Below are 15664 nucleotides of genomic sequence, written 5' to 3' on the forward strand. Positions count from 1 at the left end.
GGCGGGAAGGCGGGAAGGAGGCAGGCAGCCTTAGCGCATGGGCGTGGCCCCGGGCTGAGGCGGGGGAGTTTGCGCCGCAGGGCTTGGCGCCTGGGGCGTTTGTGGCGTTTGTTGGCTGCGTACTTTCAGCGAGCTGAACATGCCGTAGAACACGATGGCGGTGATGGCCAGGAGCATGAAAAGGGCGGTCAGCAAGCGCTTCATGATCTATCAATCAAACTAAAAATGATTTTACTGCCATCATGCCGAAATAGGTTGATTTTATTTCTTTTTGAATTGCAAATTCAATGGCAAGCCACCCTTGTACCGGGCGGCTTGTCGGGTTGGGGCTGCACGAGGGGTTACAGGCCCAGACGTTCGGCCACGTAATCGGCATCCTTGTCGCCACGGCCGGAGAGGTTGACCAGGATGTGCTGATCCGCCGCCAGCGTGGGTGCGATGCGCATGGCCCAGGCCACGGCGTGGGCGCTTTCCAGCGCGGGGATGATGCCTTCCACGCGCGAGAGGGTCATGAACGCATCCAGCGTTTCCTGGTCGCTGGCGGTTTCATAGCGCACGCGGCCCACGTCCTTGAGGTAGCTGTGCTGCGGGCCAACGCCGGGGTAATCCAGCCCGGAGGCGATCGAGTGCACGGCGGCGGGCACGCCTTGGGCGTCTTCCAGCACGTAGCAGGCCATGCCGTGGAGCTGGCCGGGATGGCCGCGCGTGAGCGTGGCCGAGTGGCGGCCGGGCTTGTCCAGCCCCTCGCCCGAAGGCTCGACGCCCACGAGCTGCACGCCGTCATCGTCCAGAAATGCAGTGAACATGCCGATGGCGTTGGAGCCGCCGCCCACGCAAGCGGTGACGATGTCGGGCAGGCGAGCGTGCTTGGCCTGGAACTGGCTGCGCGCTTCGCGGCCGATGATGGCCTGGAAGTCCCGCACCATTTTGGGGAAGGGGTGCGGGCCGACGACGGAGCCGATGGCGTAGAAGTAGTTGGCCGGGTCGTTGAGGTATTCCTCAAAGGCGCTGTCCACCGCCTCCTTGAGCGTGGCCGCGCCGCGCGTGACGGTCACCAGCTTGCAGCCCAGGATGCGCATTTTGGTGACGTTGGGGTGCTCCTTGCGCACATCGACTTCGCCCATGTGGATTTCGCAGGGGATGCCCACCATCGCGCAAGCGGTGGCCAGCGCCACGCCATGCTGGCCCGCGCCGGTTTCGGCAATGACTTTCTTCTTGCCCATGAAGCGCGCCAGCAGCGCCTCGCCTAGGCAATGGTTGATTTTGTGCGCGCCAGTGTGGTTCAAATCCTCGCGCTTGAGGTGAATTTGCGCGCCGCCGAGCTGTTGTGAGAGCCGCTTGGCGTGAAAGATAGGGCTGGGGCGGCCGACGTAATCGGCCAGCAGCTCGGCCAGCTCGCGCTGGAAATCCTCGCGCTGGCGGATTTCTTCATAGGCGCGGTCGATGTCGTCCATCGCTTGCTTGAGCGCGGGGGGGATGAATTGGCCGCCGTAAGGGCCGAAAAAGCCTTGGGCATCGGGCATGGCGGCAAAGCGGGAGGTGGACATGGGTGTGCTTTCCTTTGCGGGGGGAGGGGTTGGCAGCGGGCGTGCAGGGCAGGCGGCTGCATGGTTTTTCAATGGCTTTTCAACAGCTTTCCAAACCAATAGAAAAATCAAAACAAGCTTTCGGCATGGCTGACGTGCCGAAAGCTTGTGGAAATCGCTATTTGATCTGGAATTTTAACCGCATGAAGGCCCTCGCCAAGGCAGCGCTTATTGAAAAAGATCGGCGTGCCATTTGGAGAAGGAATCGGCCAGCAGCTCCAGCGCCTGCGCAGCGCTCAAAGCCCGGCCTTGCGCGTCGCGCCCCTGCAGGCGAATGAGCTGATCGTCCTGGGCCAGGCCCTCGGCGCTGCGCTGCGTGCCCGGCTCGCGCACGACAAAGGGGCCATCCAGGGCATCATCCACCCAGGTGTAGGAGGCGCGCTCGCTGCCATCGTCGTTGTAATACACCGTGCGGCCGTTGAGCTTGCCATTGCGGTACACCGAGAGGCTGCGCACCTGGCCATTGGGGCGGTAGAAAACGACTTCGCCCTCCTGCGGCGTGACCTCCCAATCCAGCAAATTCGCTGCGGCATCCACCGGGTAGGCGCTGCTTTGCGCGCTGGCGCTGTCTTGATAAAACTCTTGCAGCAAATGCTGGCCGCTGCTGTTTTTACCCATATAGACGCGGTAAAAACCGCCCGGCTGCGGGCTGTTGCGCAAATCGCCCTCGGCATCGCTGCCCGCCGCGCCGTAATAGGCAATGATGGCCAGCCCTTTGGCATCCACCGCCAGCACAGGAACGGGCGCGCCCAGTTGGGTGGCGATGGCCTGGGTATCGGGCGCGGCGGGCGTGGTTTGGCAGGCCGTCAGCCAGGGCAGGGCGGCCACGAGCAGGCCAGCCAAGGCCAGGCGAACGGGGGTGGTGCGGCCAGTGGGCGGCGGAAAAGGCGTTGTCATAAAGCAGGCTTCTTTCTTCGGCAGGGATGGGAGCTGGCAGGGGAGATGACAGGGGCGCTGGCGGCAACAACACAGTTGCAGGAGCGCAAAGGCAGGCATTGTCAGCCAAGTTCAGAAAGCGCGGCCCCAATCGGGCAGCCCGTTGAAGCGCAAGCGGGGCGCAAGGATTTGCAGGGGCGCCAGGTGCACGCCGCCCTACCGCAACCCTCTGATACATACATACGCGGCTGCATGTTTGCTGCCTATAATCGCGGCCCTTTGCCCCGACTCCCCCCGACATGAAAAGAACCAAGGCTCAAGCACAAGAAACCCGCGAGCAGTTGCTGCTTGCGGCGTTGGATGTTTTTGACCGCCGTGGCGTTGCCCGCGCCTCGCTGCAGGAAATCGCCCAGGAGGCGGGCCTGACCCGGGGGGCCTTGTACTGGCACTTCAAGAACAAGGAAGATTTGTTCGACGCCTTGTTTTTGCGCATTTTTCACGACGTGAGCCAGCGCCTGGATGACGACATCCGCAACAACGCGCCCGATATGCTGGCGAGCCTGCGCCAGGCGCTGGTAAACATGTTCGAGCGCGTGCAGCACAACGCGCTGCACCGCAAGTTCTCCCACATCCTGCACCTCAAATGCGAGCACACGCAGGAAAACGCCGGGATTGTGGACATCATGAACCGCTACCACCTGATGTGGCAGGAGCAAACCGAATCGGCCTTGCGCCTGTGCGTGCGCCAAGGCGCTTTGCCCAGCGATCTGGATCTGGCCTTTGCGACGACCTGGCTGAAATCGGCCGTAGTGGGGCTGCTGCAACTGTGGCTGGTCAAGCCCGGGCGGGTGGACTTGAGCGCAGCCGCCCCGCGCGTGATCGACGTGGCGCTGGGGGCTTTGCAAAACGATCCGCTGCTGCGTGCGGGGGCGCAAAGCTCCAACTCATGATTCCAATTCATGAGCTCATGATAAAAAACCCTTTCGTTAATACAGTATTGCCGAAAGGGTTTTTTGTTTTTTCCTTTGATTGGAAATTTGGAGTAATCAACCTTGGCGCTGGCGCATGGCTTCATACAAGCACACGCCGCTGGCGACCGAGACATTGAGGCTTTCTACCGCGCCCATCATGGGAATGCGCGCCAGCGCGTCGCAGCTTTTGCGCGTGAGCTGGCGCATGCCCGGCCCCTCGGCCCCCAGCACCAGGGCCGTGGGGCCGCGCAAATCGGCCTGGTAAATGGTTTGCGGTGCGTCCTCGCTGGTGCCTGTGACCCAGATGCCGCGCTCTTTCAGCTCGCCCAGGCAGCGCGCCAAGTTGGTGACCATGAAGTAGGGCACTGTCTCTGCCGCGCCGCTGGCGACCTTGGCCACCGTGGCGTTGATGCCGGCGGCGTGGTCTTTGGGGGCGATCACCGCGTGCGCCCCTGCGCCATCGGCCACGCGCAGGCAGGCGCCCAGATTGTGCGGATCGGTTACGCCATCGAGCACCAGCAGCAGCGGCGCGTGGCCGTCGCGCTCCAGCTTGTCGAGCAAGTCGTCCAGCGAGCGCTGTTGCGCCACTTCTTTCACGCGCGCGGCCACGCCCTGGTGGCCGTGGCTGCCCGCCAGCTTGGCGATGCGCGTGGCGTCGGCCTCGATCAGGCGCACGCCCGCTTCCTGCGCGCGGGCGAGAAACTGCTTCATGCGGGCATCGCGGCGGCTGTTGTCGAACAGCACTTCGACGATGGAATCGGGGGCGGTTTTGAGTCGAACGGTGACGGCGTGAAAGCCGAACAAAACTTTGTGATGCGCCATGAGAGGGGAAGTCGGCAGAGGGGGGGAAAGGTCGGAAGAAAGGAAAAAGCGAAAAACGCAAAGGCTTGTCACCCTTGGCCGGAATGGCGCAGCAGGGCGCGCAAATCGCAGCGTGCGGCCCAGAGGGTGCCAAAGTACAGCGCGATGGCGGCGGCCAGCATCCACGCCAGCGTCAGCACGCGGTGCAGGGGCTGCTCCTGCAAAGCCAGCCAATCCTGCCACTGGCTGGCCCAGCTCAGGAACATCACCAGGGCGATGAGCGCGGCCAGAATTTGAAAGCCCAGCCGCACCCAGCCCGGCCCGGGTTGGTAGGCGCCACGGCGAATCAGCCCCACCAGCAGCAGCGAGGCGTTGACCATCGACCCCAGCCCAATACTCAGAGCCAGCCCGGCGTGCCCCAGCCAGGGCACGAGGACGATGTTGAACACTTGCGTCAGCGCCAGCACGATGACGGCGATTTTGACGGGCGTTCGCATGTCCTCGCGGGCGTAATAGCCGGGCGCCAGCACCTTGACGGCCACCAGGCCCAGCAGGCCCGCGCCATAGCCCATCAAGGCCAGGGCGATTTGGCGCACGTCCGCCCCGCCCAGCGCGCCGTAGTGAAACAGCGTGGCCACCAGCGGCGTGGCAAAAAACACCAACCCGGCTGCGCAGGGCAGGGCCAGCACGGCCACCACGCGCAGGCCCCAATCGAGCATGGCGGAGTATTCCCCCACCTTGCCTGATGCCTGCGCGCTGGCGAGCTGCGGCGTGAGCACCACGCCCAGGGCCACGCCCAGCAAGGCGGTGGGGAATTCCATCAGCCGGTCGGCGTAGAACAGCCACGTCACGCTGCCCGCTTGCAGGTGCGAGGCGATTTGCGTGTTGATCATCAGCGAGATTTGCGCCACGCCCACGCCCAGCAGGGCCGGTGCCATCAGGCGCAAGATGCGGCGCACGCCGCTATCGCCCCAGGCCGCGCGCACGCTGCGCGGCGAGCCGCCCAGCCGCGGCAGCAGGCCCAGCCGCCGCAGCGCCAGCCATTGCATGCCCAGTTGCAACAGCCCGCCCGCCATCACGCCCGCGGCCATGGCAAAAATCGGCTCCCAGCCCTGCCGCGCAAACCAGGGCGCCAGCCCCAGCGCGGCGGCGATCATGCACAGGTTGAGCAGCACCGGGGTGGCGGCGGGAATGGCGTAGCGGCGCCAGGTGTTGAGAATGGCCGAGGCAAAGGCCACCAGCGACATGCAGGCGATGTAGGGGAACATCCAGCGCGTCATGCGCACGGCGGCGTCGAACGCGCCCGCCTCGCTGTGCAGACCGCTGGCGAGCAGCCACACCAGCAGCGGCGCGCCCAGCACGCCCAGCGCGCTAAAAGCAATCAGCGCCCAGAACAGGATGGTGGCCACGCGGTCGATCAGCGCCTGGGTGGCAGCGTCGCCTTGCTGCGCGCGCGTAGAGGCGAGCACCGGCACAAAGGCTTGGCTGAATGCCCCTTCGGCAAACAAACGGCGAAACAGGTTGGGGATGCGAAAGGCGACGTTGAAGGCATCGGTCAGCGCGTTGGCGCCAAAAATCGTGGCCATGAGCAAATCGCGCACCAAGCCGGTGATGCGCGAGAGCAAAGTCATCAATGAAACCGTGGAGGCGGCTTTGAAAAGAGACACGGGCAGGGCAGGGGTAAGAGGTGAAAAGGCACAGCCCGCGTGGGGCAGAGGATTTTTTATAAATCAAAAAGAAACAAAATTGCCTTGTTTCGGCAACTTATGAATCAAGTTATTTTTACTTTGATTGAAATGGCTTCGATGCTTTCAGCGGCCAGGCCTGGGGCTGTAGCGCGCCAGGCGCAAATCCACCGCATCGCCATCGTCCTCGAAATGGATGCGCACGGGCAGATAACCCGTCTGGGGGGAAAGCCAGATATGCGCTTTCTGATCGTCCTGGGCGTTGCGCTGCAAGCGCCGCAGCTCAATGGCGGGCATCTGGCCTGCGGGCAGGGTGACGGGGGCCAGGCTCACCACTTCAAACTCCCACAGCTCTTGCTTGTTCGTTGCCACCGTCCAGATCGGCAGGCGCTTGCCTGGCTGGCGCAAAGCGGCATCGCCCGCCATTGCTGCGGCCAGTTGGAAATACAGGCTCAGGCGATCCTGCCCGCCTTGGCGCACCGGCTGCGTCTGGCCCGATTCGACCGCCGTGACGGTGCCTGCGGCCAGGTCAAAGCGCATATTGCGGCGCTTGCGCGAAGAATCCTCAAAGCGCAGCGGCTGCAAAAACGCCGTGCCAATGCGCCCCTCGCTTTTTTGCCAGCGCGTGCCCACGATGGGCGCGCGGATGCGCTGCTCGGCCTGGTAGCTGTGGCCATCGTGCTGCCAATACAGCTTTCCGGTGGCGTTGTAGCCAAAGCCGCTGACCTTGCCGCTGACCTCGTATTCCAGCTCCGCCGCCGCTGGCACCGGCATGGGGGCAGCCGTCTTTTGTGTGGCGGCGGCCGCTGGCGCAGGGGCAGCAACTGGTGCAGGGGCAGACGGCGTTTTCGCCAGCGCCAGGGGCGCACCGCCCAGCGCCAAAGCGGCCACAAGCGCCGCCGCCGCGCCGCGTCTGGACGAAGAAAAAGCCATGAAAAAAACAGGGGAAGAAAACATGCGGCGCGAGTGTAGCAGGGCGCCAAACGGCGGTTTCGGTGGCTTTGGCGCTGGCGCGGCGCCTGTATGAGCGCCCTTGGCAGCGCATCTAAAATGCCGGGTTTGTTGCGCGCGCGCTGTGCGCGCTTTTGTTTTTTCGGCGCTGCCTGTGTTGTGCTGTATCTGCTGCGCCTTTGCAGCCCGCCCTTGCAGAGCCTGTAGCGCCCCCAATCAGGAAATTCCACCATGAGCTTGCAATGCGGCATCGTGGGCCTGCCCAACGTGGGCAAGTCCACTCTGTTTAACGCCCTGACCAACGCCGGCATCGCCGCTGAGAACTACCCCTTTTGCACCATCGAGCCTAACGAGGGCGTGGTGGAAGTGCCCGATCCGCGCCTGGCGCAGCTCTCGGAAATCGTCAAGCCCGAGCGCGTGGTGCCCGCCGTGGTGGAGTTTGTGGACATTGCCGGCCTGGTCGCTGGCGCCAGCAAGGGCGAGGGCCTGGGCAACCAGTTCCTGGCCCACATCCGCGAAACCAACGCCGTCATCAACGTCGTGCGCTGTTTTGAGGACGCCAACGTGGTGCACGTGGCGGGCAAGGTCGATCCCATCGCCGATATCGAAGTCATCCAGACCGAGCTGTGCCTGGCCGACTTGGGCACGGTGGAAAAATCCATCCAGCGCTACACCAAGCTGGCCAAATCGGGCAACGACAAGGAAGCGGCCAAGATGCTGGCGCTGCTGCAACGCCTGCAACCGGCGCTGGACGAAGCCCGCCCCATCCGCACGCTGGATTTGAGCGCCGAAGAGCTGGCCATGCTCAAGCCGCTCAGCCTCATCACCGCCAAGCCCGCCATGTTTGTGGGCAACGTCAGCGAAGACGGTTTCGAGAACAACCCCTTGCTCGAACGCCTGCAAGCCTACGCCGCCAGCCAGAACGCGCCGGTGGTGGCGATTTCGGCCAAGATCGAATCCGAGCTGGCGGGCATGGAGCCTGAGGACCGCGCGCTGTTTCTGGAAGAGCTGGGGCAAACCGAGCCGGGCCTGAATCGCCTGATCCGCGCCGCCTACCAACTGCTGGGCCTGCAAACCTACTTCACCGCAGGCGTAAAGGAAGTGCGCGCCTGGACGATCAAGAAAGGCGCCACCGCCCCGCAGGCTGCGGGCGTGATCCACGGCGATTTCGAGCGCGGCTTCATCCGCGCGCAAACCATCGGCTTTGATGACTTCATCAAGCACAAAGGCGAACAAGGCGCCAAGGAGGCGGGCAAGATGCGCGCCGAAGGCAAGGAGTACGTGGTGCAGGATGGGGATGTGATGAACTTTTTGTTCAACGTCTAAAGCCTGTGAGGCACTTGGCGCTCTTGCGGGGGGGCAAGTGCCTCACACGCTCTGGCCAACTCCAGGCCCGCCCGTTGCAATCCTTGCCGTCCGGCCTTCGGATGGCAAGGATTTTCCACATCTAAAAGAAATAAAATTGCCTTGTTTCGGCTTGATGGAATTAAAGCCGAAAATTCTTTGATTTGAAAATCTACCCCAGCCAAATGCAGGCGGCCATGCGGCCGGTGCGGCCCAGGCGGGCGCTGTCGCGGCGGTGCGAGAAAAACAGCGTTTCCTGGCTGAAGGTGCACCAGGGCCTGGTGCCATCGTTGCCGTACACCTGCGTGATGCCCAATTGGGCCAGCCGCTGGCGCGCCAGGCCGGGCAGGTGGGCCAGCCAGCGCTGGGGATGTTGCGGGCTGGGGCTCCACAGGGGGATGTCGCCCCAATCCGGGCGGCCCCAATCCTCGCTGCTCTGGGCCGTGGCGCGCTGGATTGTGACGTGCTGGGTTGTAACGTGTTGGGCGGGCGCATGCGCCGCAAAGGCCTGGCGCACCTCATCGCCCACTTCAAACGCTTGCGGCCCAATGCACGGGCCGAGCCAGACCTGGGTATGGCGGGCGATGGCGCGCTCGTCAGCGTCGGCGTCAGGGCGGTTGTGCGCTTGCAGCCAACGGCGCACGGCCTGGGCGAAGGCGGCGAAGGTGTGCTCCAGCACGCCGCCACCAGCCTGCCCGGCCAGCCCGCGCCAGCCCGCATGGGTGGCGGCCACGACGGGGGCTTGGCGGTGCGCCCACAAAACGGGCAGGCAGTCGGCCACGAGGATGGTGCAGACTTGGCCGGGGCTGGCCGTCCAGACCGCGTCGGCCTGGGGCAGGGCGGCAGCGCTGCCGGGCGCGCCGCCTTCGAGCGCCCACACGTCGCAACCGTGGATTTGCTGGAGGTAATGCGGCTGGGGCGCAGGGCGAGGTTGTGCGTGGGCTGGCGCTGACGCGTGGAGCTGGCCGATGACGGCGTGCAGCAAGTCGCGGTTGGCCTGGACGTGGCGCGGCTCATCCTGCACATGCTCGCCCAGATTCCAGCTATCGCAAGGCGCTGCGCTATAGCCGCCCTGGCGGGTGGTGAACAAAGCCCGCACACCCGCAATGGCAGGCCAATCGGGCAGGAGCACACAGGGCGCGCGGCCATCGGGCGTGGCCAGGGCGGGTAGGCGCAGCAGCGATTGCATTATTTTATTTCAAAGTAAAAATAACTTTTTTACCATCATGCCGAAAAAAGGCAATTTTGTTTCTTTTGATGTATATTAATGGAGTCAACTTTCCTGCCCCGTGGCGATGGGCATGCCTGGCGTGCGGCACCATTCGCTCCAACTGCCTGCGTAAAGCGCCGGGGGCGGGTAGCCAGCCAGCTCCAGGGCCACGGCGTTGGGCAGGGCGCTGATGCCGCTGCCGCAATACACCACCAGGCTGTCGCGCTCGCGCCCGGCCAGCAGGGCGTCCCATTCGGCCTGCAATTGCGGTTGCGGCTTGAAATGCCCGCTGGGCGTGAAGTTGTCGGTAAAGGGGCGGTTGAGGGCGCTGGGGATGTGACCGGCCACGGGGTCCAGCGGCTCGGTTTCGCCTCGGTAACGGGCGGGGCCGCGCGCGTCGATCAAGGTTTGCGCGGGCTGCCCCAGGTGCGCTTGCACGTCGCCGATGTGCAGCAGGCGGCGCAAGGGCGCTTGCAGCACAAAGGGGCGGGCGCTGGCATGCAGCGCCTGGGTGGGTGCGGGCATGGGGCCGCTGGCCACAGCGCCACCGGCCGTCAGCCAGGCTGGCCAGCCGCCATCGAGCACGGCCACGGCGTCGTGCCCCGCCCATTTGAGCATCCACCACAGGCGGGCGCAGAAGTTGCAGCCGTTGCGGTCGTACACCACGGCTTGCATGCCGTTGTGAAAGCCGATGCGCGTGAGCCAGGCGGCAAAGTCCTCACGGCGCGGCAGTGGGTGGCGTCCGCCGTTGAGGGCGCGGGCCGGATCGTGGGCGCTGAGGTCTCGATCCACATGCGCTTGCACCGCGCCTGCGATATGGGCGTTGGCGTACATCTGGTCGGCCTGGGCGGGGTCGCTCAGATCAAACGAGCAATCAAATACCATCAGCGGCGCGCCGCTTTGCTGGAGCGCTTGCAGTTGGGTAACGGAGATCAGGGTGGTCAGTGCGGTCATGACGCGGGCTGGGGAGGGTTCATGCAAAACGGGGCGGCATTGTCGCCGCTGCGGTCTGTGTTTCCAGAAATGCAATACCATCCTCGCCTGTCCCATTCACAACGAATTTGCACGCGATGCCTATCCGATACCTCTTGGCGGTTTGCTGCGCTCTGGCGATGGCCCAGGCGGCCCAGGCCGATGAAAAGCTGATGAAATCCAAAGCCTGTTTGAGCTGCCATACGGTGGAGCGCAAGGTGGTGGGCCCGGCGTTCAAGGATGTGGCGAAAAAGCGAGCGGGCGAGGAGGGCGCCGCGCAACTGCTGGCCCAGCACATCCGCCAAGGCAGCAAGGATGTGTACGGCAAAGTGCCCATGCCGCCCAATACCCGGGTGTCGGAGGAGGAGGCGCTGAAGCTGGCGGAGTGGATCCTCACGCTGAAATAATGCGCCTTGCCACAGAAGGCAAAAGCGGTTGAGCGAGGGGGCGCCCGCTCAACCGCTTTTTTCATAGGGATGATGGCCGCTGCCCCCATCAAAACTTGTGCAAACGCGCAATCAGGCTGCTGGTATCCCAACGATTACCGCCCAAGGCTTGCACATCGCCGTAGAACTGATCGACCAGCGCCGTCACCGGCAGGTGTGCGCCGTTGCGGCGCGCTTCGTCGAGCACCAGGCCCAAATCCTTGCGCATCCAATCCACGGCAAAGCCGAAGTCAAACTGGCCTTGGGCCATGGTCAGGGCGCGGTTTTCCATCTGCCAGCTCTGCGCCGCGCCTTTGCTGATGGCGCTGATAACGGTAGGCACATCCAGGCCCGCCTGCATGGCAAAGCCCACAGCCTCGGCCAGGCCTTGCACCAGCCCGGCAATGGCGATCTGGTTCACCATCTTCGTCAATTGCCCCGCGCCCGCAGGCCCCATGAGCGTGATGGCGCGGGAGAAGGCTTGCGCCACGGGCAGGACGGCATCGAACACCGCCTGCTCGCCGCCGCACATGACGGTGAGCTGGCCGTTTTGTGCGCCCGCTTGCCCGCCGGAGATGGGCGCATCCAGAAAATGCAAGCTCCGCTCGGTCGCATGGGCGTGCAGTTCGCGCGCGACTTCGGCCGAAGCGGTGGTGTGGTCCACATAAATCGCGCCGGGTGCCATACCTGCAAATGCACCTTGCGCGCCACGGGTGACGGCGCGCAAATCCTCGTCATTGCCCACACAGCCGAACACGAATTCGGCCCCTTCGGCCGCCTGGGCTGGCGTGGCCGCTTGTCGCACGGCAGGGTTGACGGGCGAAAACTCCTCTACCCATTGCGCAGCTTTGGCGCTGGTGCGGTTGTAGACTGCGACGGTGTGCCCCGCACGCGCCAAATGCCCCGCCATGGGGTAGCCCATCACGCCCAAACCAATAAAAGCCACACGGCGTGGCGTGGTGGGCGCGTAATCTCTGGAACCAATGCTGGGGGTCGGTGTTGTGCTCATGCCAGGGCCTCAAAAATGCTCAAAATGGAAAGAAAAAATGCCAAAGAGGGCGATCATAGAGCGTGTGGCAAAGTCGCCTGCGCTGCGCCAACGGCGCCTCACAGAATCTGAGCGCAGTTTGAGCACCCCCAAAACACCCCATCACCCCCATTGACCATTGCGATTCATGCAACCGCCCATTGCACAGGCCATGCGCGCCATTTCCATTACTTCACGCGATAACCCCCATGTCAAAGCCTGGCGTCGCCTCGCCCAAGAGAGCCACGCCTGGCGCAAGCAAGGTTTGCTATGGCTGGAAGGCGAGCATTTGTGCAGCGTCGCGCGCGAACGCCCTGTCTGGCCCGTGCAAGCCTTGGTGCTCTCGCAAACGCGGTGGGAAGCAGACGAAGCCGCCCACTGGCTGGCATTGCCGCCCGCCTCTGCCAAAGCTGCCCCGGCAGAGCATCCAAAGCCATTGCCGCCCCCCGTCTATGTGCTGCCCGATGCGCTGTTTGCCCACGTCAGCGGCCTGGAAAGCCCCGCCGGGCTGGCCTATATCGCGCAATGCCCGCAAGCGCAAACCGTGCGCACAGGTGTGGCCACCGTGGTGTTAGACCGTTTGCAGGATGCGGGCAATGTGGGCGCCGTGTTGCGCTGCGCGGCGGCCTTTGGCTTCACCCAGGTGGTGGCGCTGCGCGGCTCGGCTGGCTTGTTTTCGCCCAAGGTGTTGCGCGCAGGCATGGGGGCGCATGCCAGCCTGCATTTGGTGGAGCAGGCGGGGGTGGATGAGGTGCGGGCGTTGAATGTGCCCTTGTTATTGACCAGCTCGCACCGTGGCCAATATCTGCATCGGGCTGTGCAAGAGCACACATTGCCTTGGCCTTGCGCCTGGGTGCTAGGCCACGAAGGGCAGGGCGTCGCCCCGGATTTGGAAGCCTTGCCCCACACCCCTGTGCGCATCGCGCAGCCTGGCGGCCAGGAATCGCTCAACGTCGCCACTGCGGCGGCGATTTGCCTGCATGCCAGTGCTGCGTTGGCGCTGGAGAGTCGGCAAGAGCGTCTTCCCGTAAAAGATGCTGTGTGATGGGGCAAGCCTGGGCTTGATGAAGGACACCAGCCCTTAACTGTTCGTGCGCTCTTGCGTTGGGAGCAAATACTCTGCGACTGAAGCCCTATTGCCCGGCCGCATTTCTTCGGCCAGTCGGCCAGTTTCCCCTGGCGTACCAAAGATGGGAGCGCCAAGCTTCATGCAGGCCGAAAGCTCCTTCACCCGGCCACTTCGATAGATGTAAGCCATGCACGGCCCGTTGCGCCAACGCATGCGAAACTCAAGCTTCTGGGCCCCGGACTGGATGAGTTCATAGGCAGTGTCTTGGAGGCTGAGCACGATCTCTGTGAGCGGGGCCGGTTCAAAAAGCGGGAGTTCGGGGTTGGTTTGCGGTTGCATGCGGTATGCGGGTGGCTGGGGTCATGGCTGGTGGCGGTGCGTGATGGCAAGAAATCAGTCGGGCTGGGGCGCGTCGCCAACTGGCAAAGGCCAGACGGGCTGGCAGCGCACCTCGGTTTTCACCGACTGGGCGATGAAGCATTCCTCGTGGGCTGCATGATGCAGGGCCTGCAACTCTGCAAAACTGGGCTGGCGGCCCGTGAAGCGCACGGCGGGCGCCAGGGTGACGACGCTCACCCAGAGCTTGCCCTGGGCGTTTTTCTCCATCACGCCGCTGGCGCGGTCTTCATAGTGCTGCACGGCAAAGCCCTGGCGCGCGGCGATGGAGAGAAACCACAGCATGTGGCAGGAGGCGAGCGAGGCGACGAAGGCTTCTTCCGGGTCCACGGCCTGCGCGTCTGACCAGGGCAGGGGCACGACGTGCGGCGAGGACGAGGCGGCCACCTGCTGCCCGCCGTCAAAGCGCCAGAGATGGCGGCGGCTGTAGCGGCCTTTAGCAAAATTTTCAAAGGCTTCAACGTCTTCTTGCGGGCCGAGTTGCCAGGTGACGGTGGCGGTGTAGGTGCTCATGCTTGGCTTTCCTGTTGCAGCCTGGGTGCCAGATTCAGCGATGGGCTGGACCGGCTCAGTTACATGAACGCTGGGGTGAAGGGGCGGATGCAGGCAGGCATGGCGGGGGACTTTCAGCGCATCGCCAGCCCACCATGCGGAGATTTTGAACCCGCCTAAACGGGCTTACATGCGGAACACGCCGAACTTCACGTCTTCCACTGGCGCATTGCGTGCGGCCGACAGGCCCAGGGCCAGTACGCGGCGGGTGTCGATGGGGTCGATCACGCCGTCGTCCCACAGGCGGGCGCTGGCGTAGTAGGGGTGGCCTTGCTCTTCGTATTGTTGGCGGATGGGGGCCTTGAAGGCTTCCTCCTCCTCGGCGCTCCACTGGCCGCCCTTGGCTTCGATGCCGTCGCGCTTGACGGTGGCCAGCACGCTGGCGGCCTGCTCGCCGCCCATGACGCTGATGCGGGCGTTGGGCCACATCCAGAGGAAGCGCGGCGAGTAGGCGCGGCCGCACATGCCGTAGTTGCCGGCGCCAAAGCTGCCGCCAATGATGATGGTGAACTTGGGTACGTTGGCCGTAGCCACGGCCGTGACCATCTTGGCGCCGTGGCGGGCAATGCCTTCGTTTTCGTACTTGCGCCCGACCATGAAGCCGGTGATGTTCTGCAGGAACACCAGCGGGATCTTGCGCTGGCAGCACAGCTCGATGAAGTGCGCGCCTTTCTGCGCGGATTCGGAAAACAGGATGCCGTTGTTGGCGATGATGCCCACCATCATGCCCTCGATGCGGGCAAAGCCGCAGACCAGCGTGGTGCCGAAGCGGGCCTTGAATTCGTCCAGCTCGCTGTCGTCCACGATGCGGGCGATGATCTCGCGCACGTCAAAGGGTTTGCGCGTGTCGGTGGGGATGATGCCGTAGAGCTCCTCGGCGGCAAAGCGCGGGGCCTTGGGCTGGGCGTCGGCCGGGCAGGGGGTCTTGCTCCATTGCAGGTTCTTGACCTTTTCGCGCGCCAGGGCCAGGGCGTGCATGTCGTTTTGCGCCAGGTAGTCGGCCACGCCCGAGAGGCGCGTGTGCACGTCGCCGCCGCCCAGATCCTCGGCGCTGACGACTTCGCCCGTGGCGGCTTTGACCAGCGGCGGGCCACCCAGGAAGATGGTGCCCTGGTTTTTGACGATGATGGTTTCATCGCTCATGGCGGGCACGTAGGCGCCGCCGGCGGTGCAACTGCCCATGACGACGGCGATTTGCGCAATGCCCTGCGCGCTCATGTTGGCCTGGTTGTAGAAGATGCGGCCGAAGTGGTCGCGGTCGGGGAAGACATCGTCCTGGTTGGGCAGGTTGGCGCCGCCCGAATCCACCAGATACACGCAGGGCAGGCGGTTTTGCATGGCGATTTCCTGCGCGCGCAGGTGTTTTTTCACCGTCATGGGGTAGTAGGTGCCGCCTTTGACGGTGGCGTCGTTGCACACCACCATGCATTCCACGCCGTTGATGCGGCCGATGCCGCAGATCACACCAGCGCAGGGCGCGGCGTCCTTGCCGTCTTTGTCCTTGTACATGTTCAGCGCGGCCAGCGGCGCCACTTCGAGGAAGGGCGAGCCGGGGTCGAGCAGGGCCTGCACGCGGTCGCGCGGCAGCAGCTTGCCGCGCGACTGGTGCTTGTCGCGCGCGGCCTGGCCGCCGCCTTGTTCGATGCGCTCGAACTGCTGGTTCAAATCGTCCACCAGGGCGCGCATGGCGTCAGCGCTGGCTTGGAAATCGGCGGATCGGGGATTGATCTTGGAAGTGAGGATGGCCATAGGGGGTTCTTGTGTGCTGGCCCCTTGCCGGGGCCTGGTGTTGGGGGTGT

The 15664-nt window shown here is 64.2% G+C and carries 15 protein-coding genes; 4 read left to right on the plus strand and 11 right to left on the minus strand.

Going from position 1 to position 15664, the window contains the following annotated elements:
* Positions 1 to 30 precede the first annotated feature (30 nt).
* The 3 genes from EBQ26_RS12815 to EBQ26_RS02425 all read right to left on the minus strand — a co-directional run bounded on the left by EBQ26_RS12815 (position 31) and on the right by EBQ26_RS02425 (position 2483).
* Positions 31 to 204, minus strand: a complete 174-nt coding sequence (locus EBQ26_RS12815; RefSeq protein ID WP_238944089.1) for a hypothetical protein — start codon at positions 202 to 204, stop codon at positions 31 to 33.
* A 137-nt stretch (positions 205 to 341) separates the two neighbouring features.
* Positions 342 to 1547: a tryptophan synthase subunit beta gene (gene trpB, locus EBQ26_RS02420; RefSeq protein WP_122237498.1), complete on the minus strand. Its 1206-nt coding sequence runs from the start codon at positions 1545 to 1547 to the stop codon at positions 342 to 344.
* 207 nt (positions 1548 to 1754) lie between these two features.
* Entirely contained in the window at positions 1755 to 2483 is a 729-nt protein-coding gene (locus EBQ26_RS02425; protein ID WP_122237430.1) for a toxin-antitoxin system YwqK family antitoxin, read from the minus strand.
* A 278-nt stretch (positions 2484 to 2761) separates the two neighbouring features.
* Between EBQ26_RS02425 and mtrR the strand changes: the two genes are divergently transcribed.
* Positions 2762 to 3412 carry a multidrug efflux system transcriptional repressor MtrR gene (gene mtrR / locus EBQ26_RS02430; protein ID WP_122237431.1) on the plus strand — a complete coding sequence of 217 codons (651 nt, stop codon included), beginning with the start codon at positions 2762 to 2764 and terminating at the stop codon, positions 3410 to 3412.
* A gap of 96 nt (positions 3413 to 3508) precedes the next feature.
* On the opposite strand, the gene rlmB is transcribed toward mtrR, so the two are convergent.
* The 3 genes from rlmB to EBQ26_RS02445 form a co-directional block, all read right to left on the minus strand.
* Positions 3509 to 4255: a 23S rRNA (guanosine(2251)-2'-O)-methyltransferase RlmB gene (rlmB, locus tag EBQ26_RS02435; RefSeq protein WP_122237432.1), complete on the minus strand. Its 747-nt coding sequence runs from the start codon at positions 4253 to 4255 to the stop codon at positions 3509 to 3511.
* A 68-nt stretch (positions 4256 to 4323) separates the two neighbouring features.
* Positions 4324 to 5901: a murein biosynthesis integral membrane protein MurJ gene (gene murJ / locus EBQ26_RS02440; protein ID WP_122237433.1), complete on the minus strand. Its 1578-nt coding sequence runs from the start codon at positions 5899 to 5901 to the stop codon at positions 4324 to 4326.
* A 144-nt stretch (positions 5902 to 6045) separates the two neighbouring features.
* Positions 6046 to 6876: a DUF3108 domain-containing protein gene (locus EBQ26_RS02445; protein WP_122237434.1), complete on the minus strand. Its 831-nt coding sequence runs from the start codon at positions 6874 to 6876 to the stop codon at positions 6046 to 6048.
* A 225-nt stretch (positions 6877 to 7101) separates the two neighbouring features.
* On the opposite strand from EBQ26_RS02445, the gene ychF reads away from it, so the two are divergent.
* A complete protein-coding gene (gene ychF, locus EBQ26_RS02450) occupies positions 7102 to 8196 on the plus strand; it encodes a redox-regulated ATPase YchF (protein WP_122237435.1) in 1095 nt (364 codons plus the stop codon).
* 190 nt (positions 8197 to 8386) lie between these two features.
* On the opposite strand, the gene EBQ26_RS02455 is transcribed toward ychF, so the two are convergent.
* Together EBQ26_RS02455 and EBQ26_RS02460 are read right to left on the minus strand one after the other, a co-directional pair.
* Positions 8387 to 9403, minus strand: coding sequence for a polyphenol oxidase family protein (locus tag EBQ26_RS02455; protein ID WP_122237436.1), 1017 nt, complete (start codon positions 9401 to 9403; stop codon positions 8387 to 8389).
* Between the two features lie 84 nt (positions 9404 to 9487).
* On the minus strand, positions 9488 to 10378 hold the full coding sequence (locus EBQ26_RS02460; protein WP_122237437.1) for a sulfurtransferase: 891 nt from the start codon (positions 10376 to 10378) through the stop codon (positions 9488 to 9490).
* Between the two features lie 116 nt (positions 10379 to 10494).
* On the opposite strand from EBQ26_RS02460, the gene EBQ26_RS02465 reads away from it, so the two are divergent.
* Positions 10495 to 10803, plus strand: a complete 309-nt coding sequence (locus EBQ26_RS02465) for a c-type cytochrome (RefSeq protein ID WP_122237438.1) — start codon at positions 10495 to 10497, stop codon at positions 10801 to 10803.
* 88 nt (positions 10804 to 10891) lie between these two features.
* On the opposite strand, the gene EBQ26_RS02470 is transcribed toward EBQ26_RS02465, so the two are convergent.
* The gene (locus EBQ26_RS02470) at positions 10892 to 11830 is read right to left on the minus strand and encodes an NAD(P)-dependent oxidoreductase (protein ID WP_122237439.1); all 939 of its coding nucleotides are present in this window, start codon (positions 11828 to 11830) and stop codon (positions 10892 to 10894) included.
* Positions 11831 to 11996: 166 nt separating this feature from the next.
* Between EBQ26_RS02470 and EBQ26_RS02475 the strand changes: the two genes are divergently transcribed.
* Complete coding sequence (locus EBQ26_RS02475) at positions 11997 to 12893, plus strand: TrmH family RNA methyltransferase (protein ID WP_238944090.1); 897 nt, start codon at positions 11997 to 11999, stop codon at positions 12891 to 12893.
* A gap of 417 nt (positions 12894 to 13310) precedes the next feature.
* Here the strand turns inward: EBQ26_RS02475 and EBQ26_RS02485 are convergent, their stop codons facing one another.
* Together EBQ26_RS02485 and EBQ26_RS02490 are read right to left on the minus strand one after the other, a co-directional pair.
* Positions 13311 to 13826: an OsmC family protein gene (locus EBQ26_RS02485; protein ID WP_122237441.1), complete on the minus strand. Its 516-nt coding sequence runs from the start codon at positions 13824 to 13826 to the stop codon at positions 13311 to 13313.
* 165 nt (positions 13827 to 13991) lie between these two features.
* Entirely contained in the window at positions 13992 to 15614 is a 1623-nt protein-coding gene (locus tag EBQ26_RS02490) for a carboxyl transferase domain-containing protein (protein ID WP_122237442.1), read from the minus strand.
* Between the last annotated feature and the right edge of the window lie 50 nt (positions 15615 to 15664).

It is taken from the genome of Allofranklinella schreckenbergeri, assembly GCF_003703475.1.
In the GTDB taxonomy this organism is placed as follows: Bacteria; Pseudomonadota; Gammaproteobacteria; order Burkholderiales; family Burkholderiaceae_C; genus Lampropedia; species Lampropedia schreckenbergeri.

Excerpts from the sequence above, each read along its gene's own strand:
- EBQ26_RS12815 (WP_238944089.1), bottom strand. The coding sequence starts at position 204 with ATGAAGCGCTTGCTGACCGCCCTTTTCATGCTCCTGGCCATCACCGCC.
- trpB (WP_122237498.1), bottom strand. The coding sequence starts at position 1,547 with ATGTCCACCTCCCGCTTTGCCGCCATGCCCGATGCCCAAGGCTTTTTC.
- EBQ26_RS02425 (WP_122237430.1), bottom strand. The coding sequence starts at position 2,483 with ATGACAACGCCTTTTCCGCCGCCCACTGGCCGCACCACCCCCGTTCGC.
- mtrR (WP_122237431.1), top strand. The coding sequence starts at position 2,762 with ATGAAAAGAACCAAGGCTCAAGCACAAGAAACCCGCGAGCAGTTGCTG.
- rlmB (WP_122237432.1), bottom strand. The coding sequence starts at position 4,255 with ATGGCGCATCACAAAGTTTTGTTCGGCTTTCACGCCGTCACCGTTCGA.
- EBQ26_RS02445 (WP_122237434.1), bottom strand. The coding sequence starts at position 6,876 with ATGTTTTCTTCCCCTGTTTTTTTCATGGCTTTTTCTTCGTCCAGACGC.
- ychF (WP_122237435.1), top strand. The coding sequence starts at position 7,102 with ATGAGCTTGCAATGCGGCATCGTGGGCCTGCCCAACGTGGGCAAGTCC.
- EBQ26_RS02455 (WP_122237436.1), bottom strand. The coding sequence starts at position 9,403 with ATGCAATCGCTGCTGCGCCTACCCGCCCTGGCCACGCCCGATGGCCGC.
- EBQ26_RS02460 (WP_122237437.1), bottom strand. The coding sequence starts at position 10,378 with ATGACCGCACTGACCACCCTGATCTCCGTTACCCAACTGCAAGCGCTC.
- EBQ26_RS02465 (WP_122237438.1), top strand. The coding sequence starts at position 10,495 with ATGCCTATCCGATACCTCTTGGCGGTTTGCTGCGCTCTGGCGATGGCC.
- EBQ26_RS02470 (WP_122237439.1), bottom strand. The coding sequence starts at position 11,830 with ATGAGCACAACACCGACCCCCAGCATTGGTTCCAGAGATTACGCGCCC.
- EBQ26_RS02475 (WP_238944090.1), top strand. The coding sequence starts at position 11,997 with ATGCAACCGCCCATTGCACAGGCCATGCGCGCCATTTCCATTACTTCA.
- EBQ26_RS02485 (WP_122237441.1), bottom strand. The coding sequence starts at position 13,826 with ATGAGCACCTACACCGCCACCGTCACCTGGCAACTCGGCCCGCAAGAA.
- EBQ26_RS02490 (WP_122237442.1), bottom strand. The coding sequence starts at position 15,614 with ATGGCCATCCTCACTTCCAAGATCAATCCCCGATCCGCCGATTTCCAA.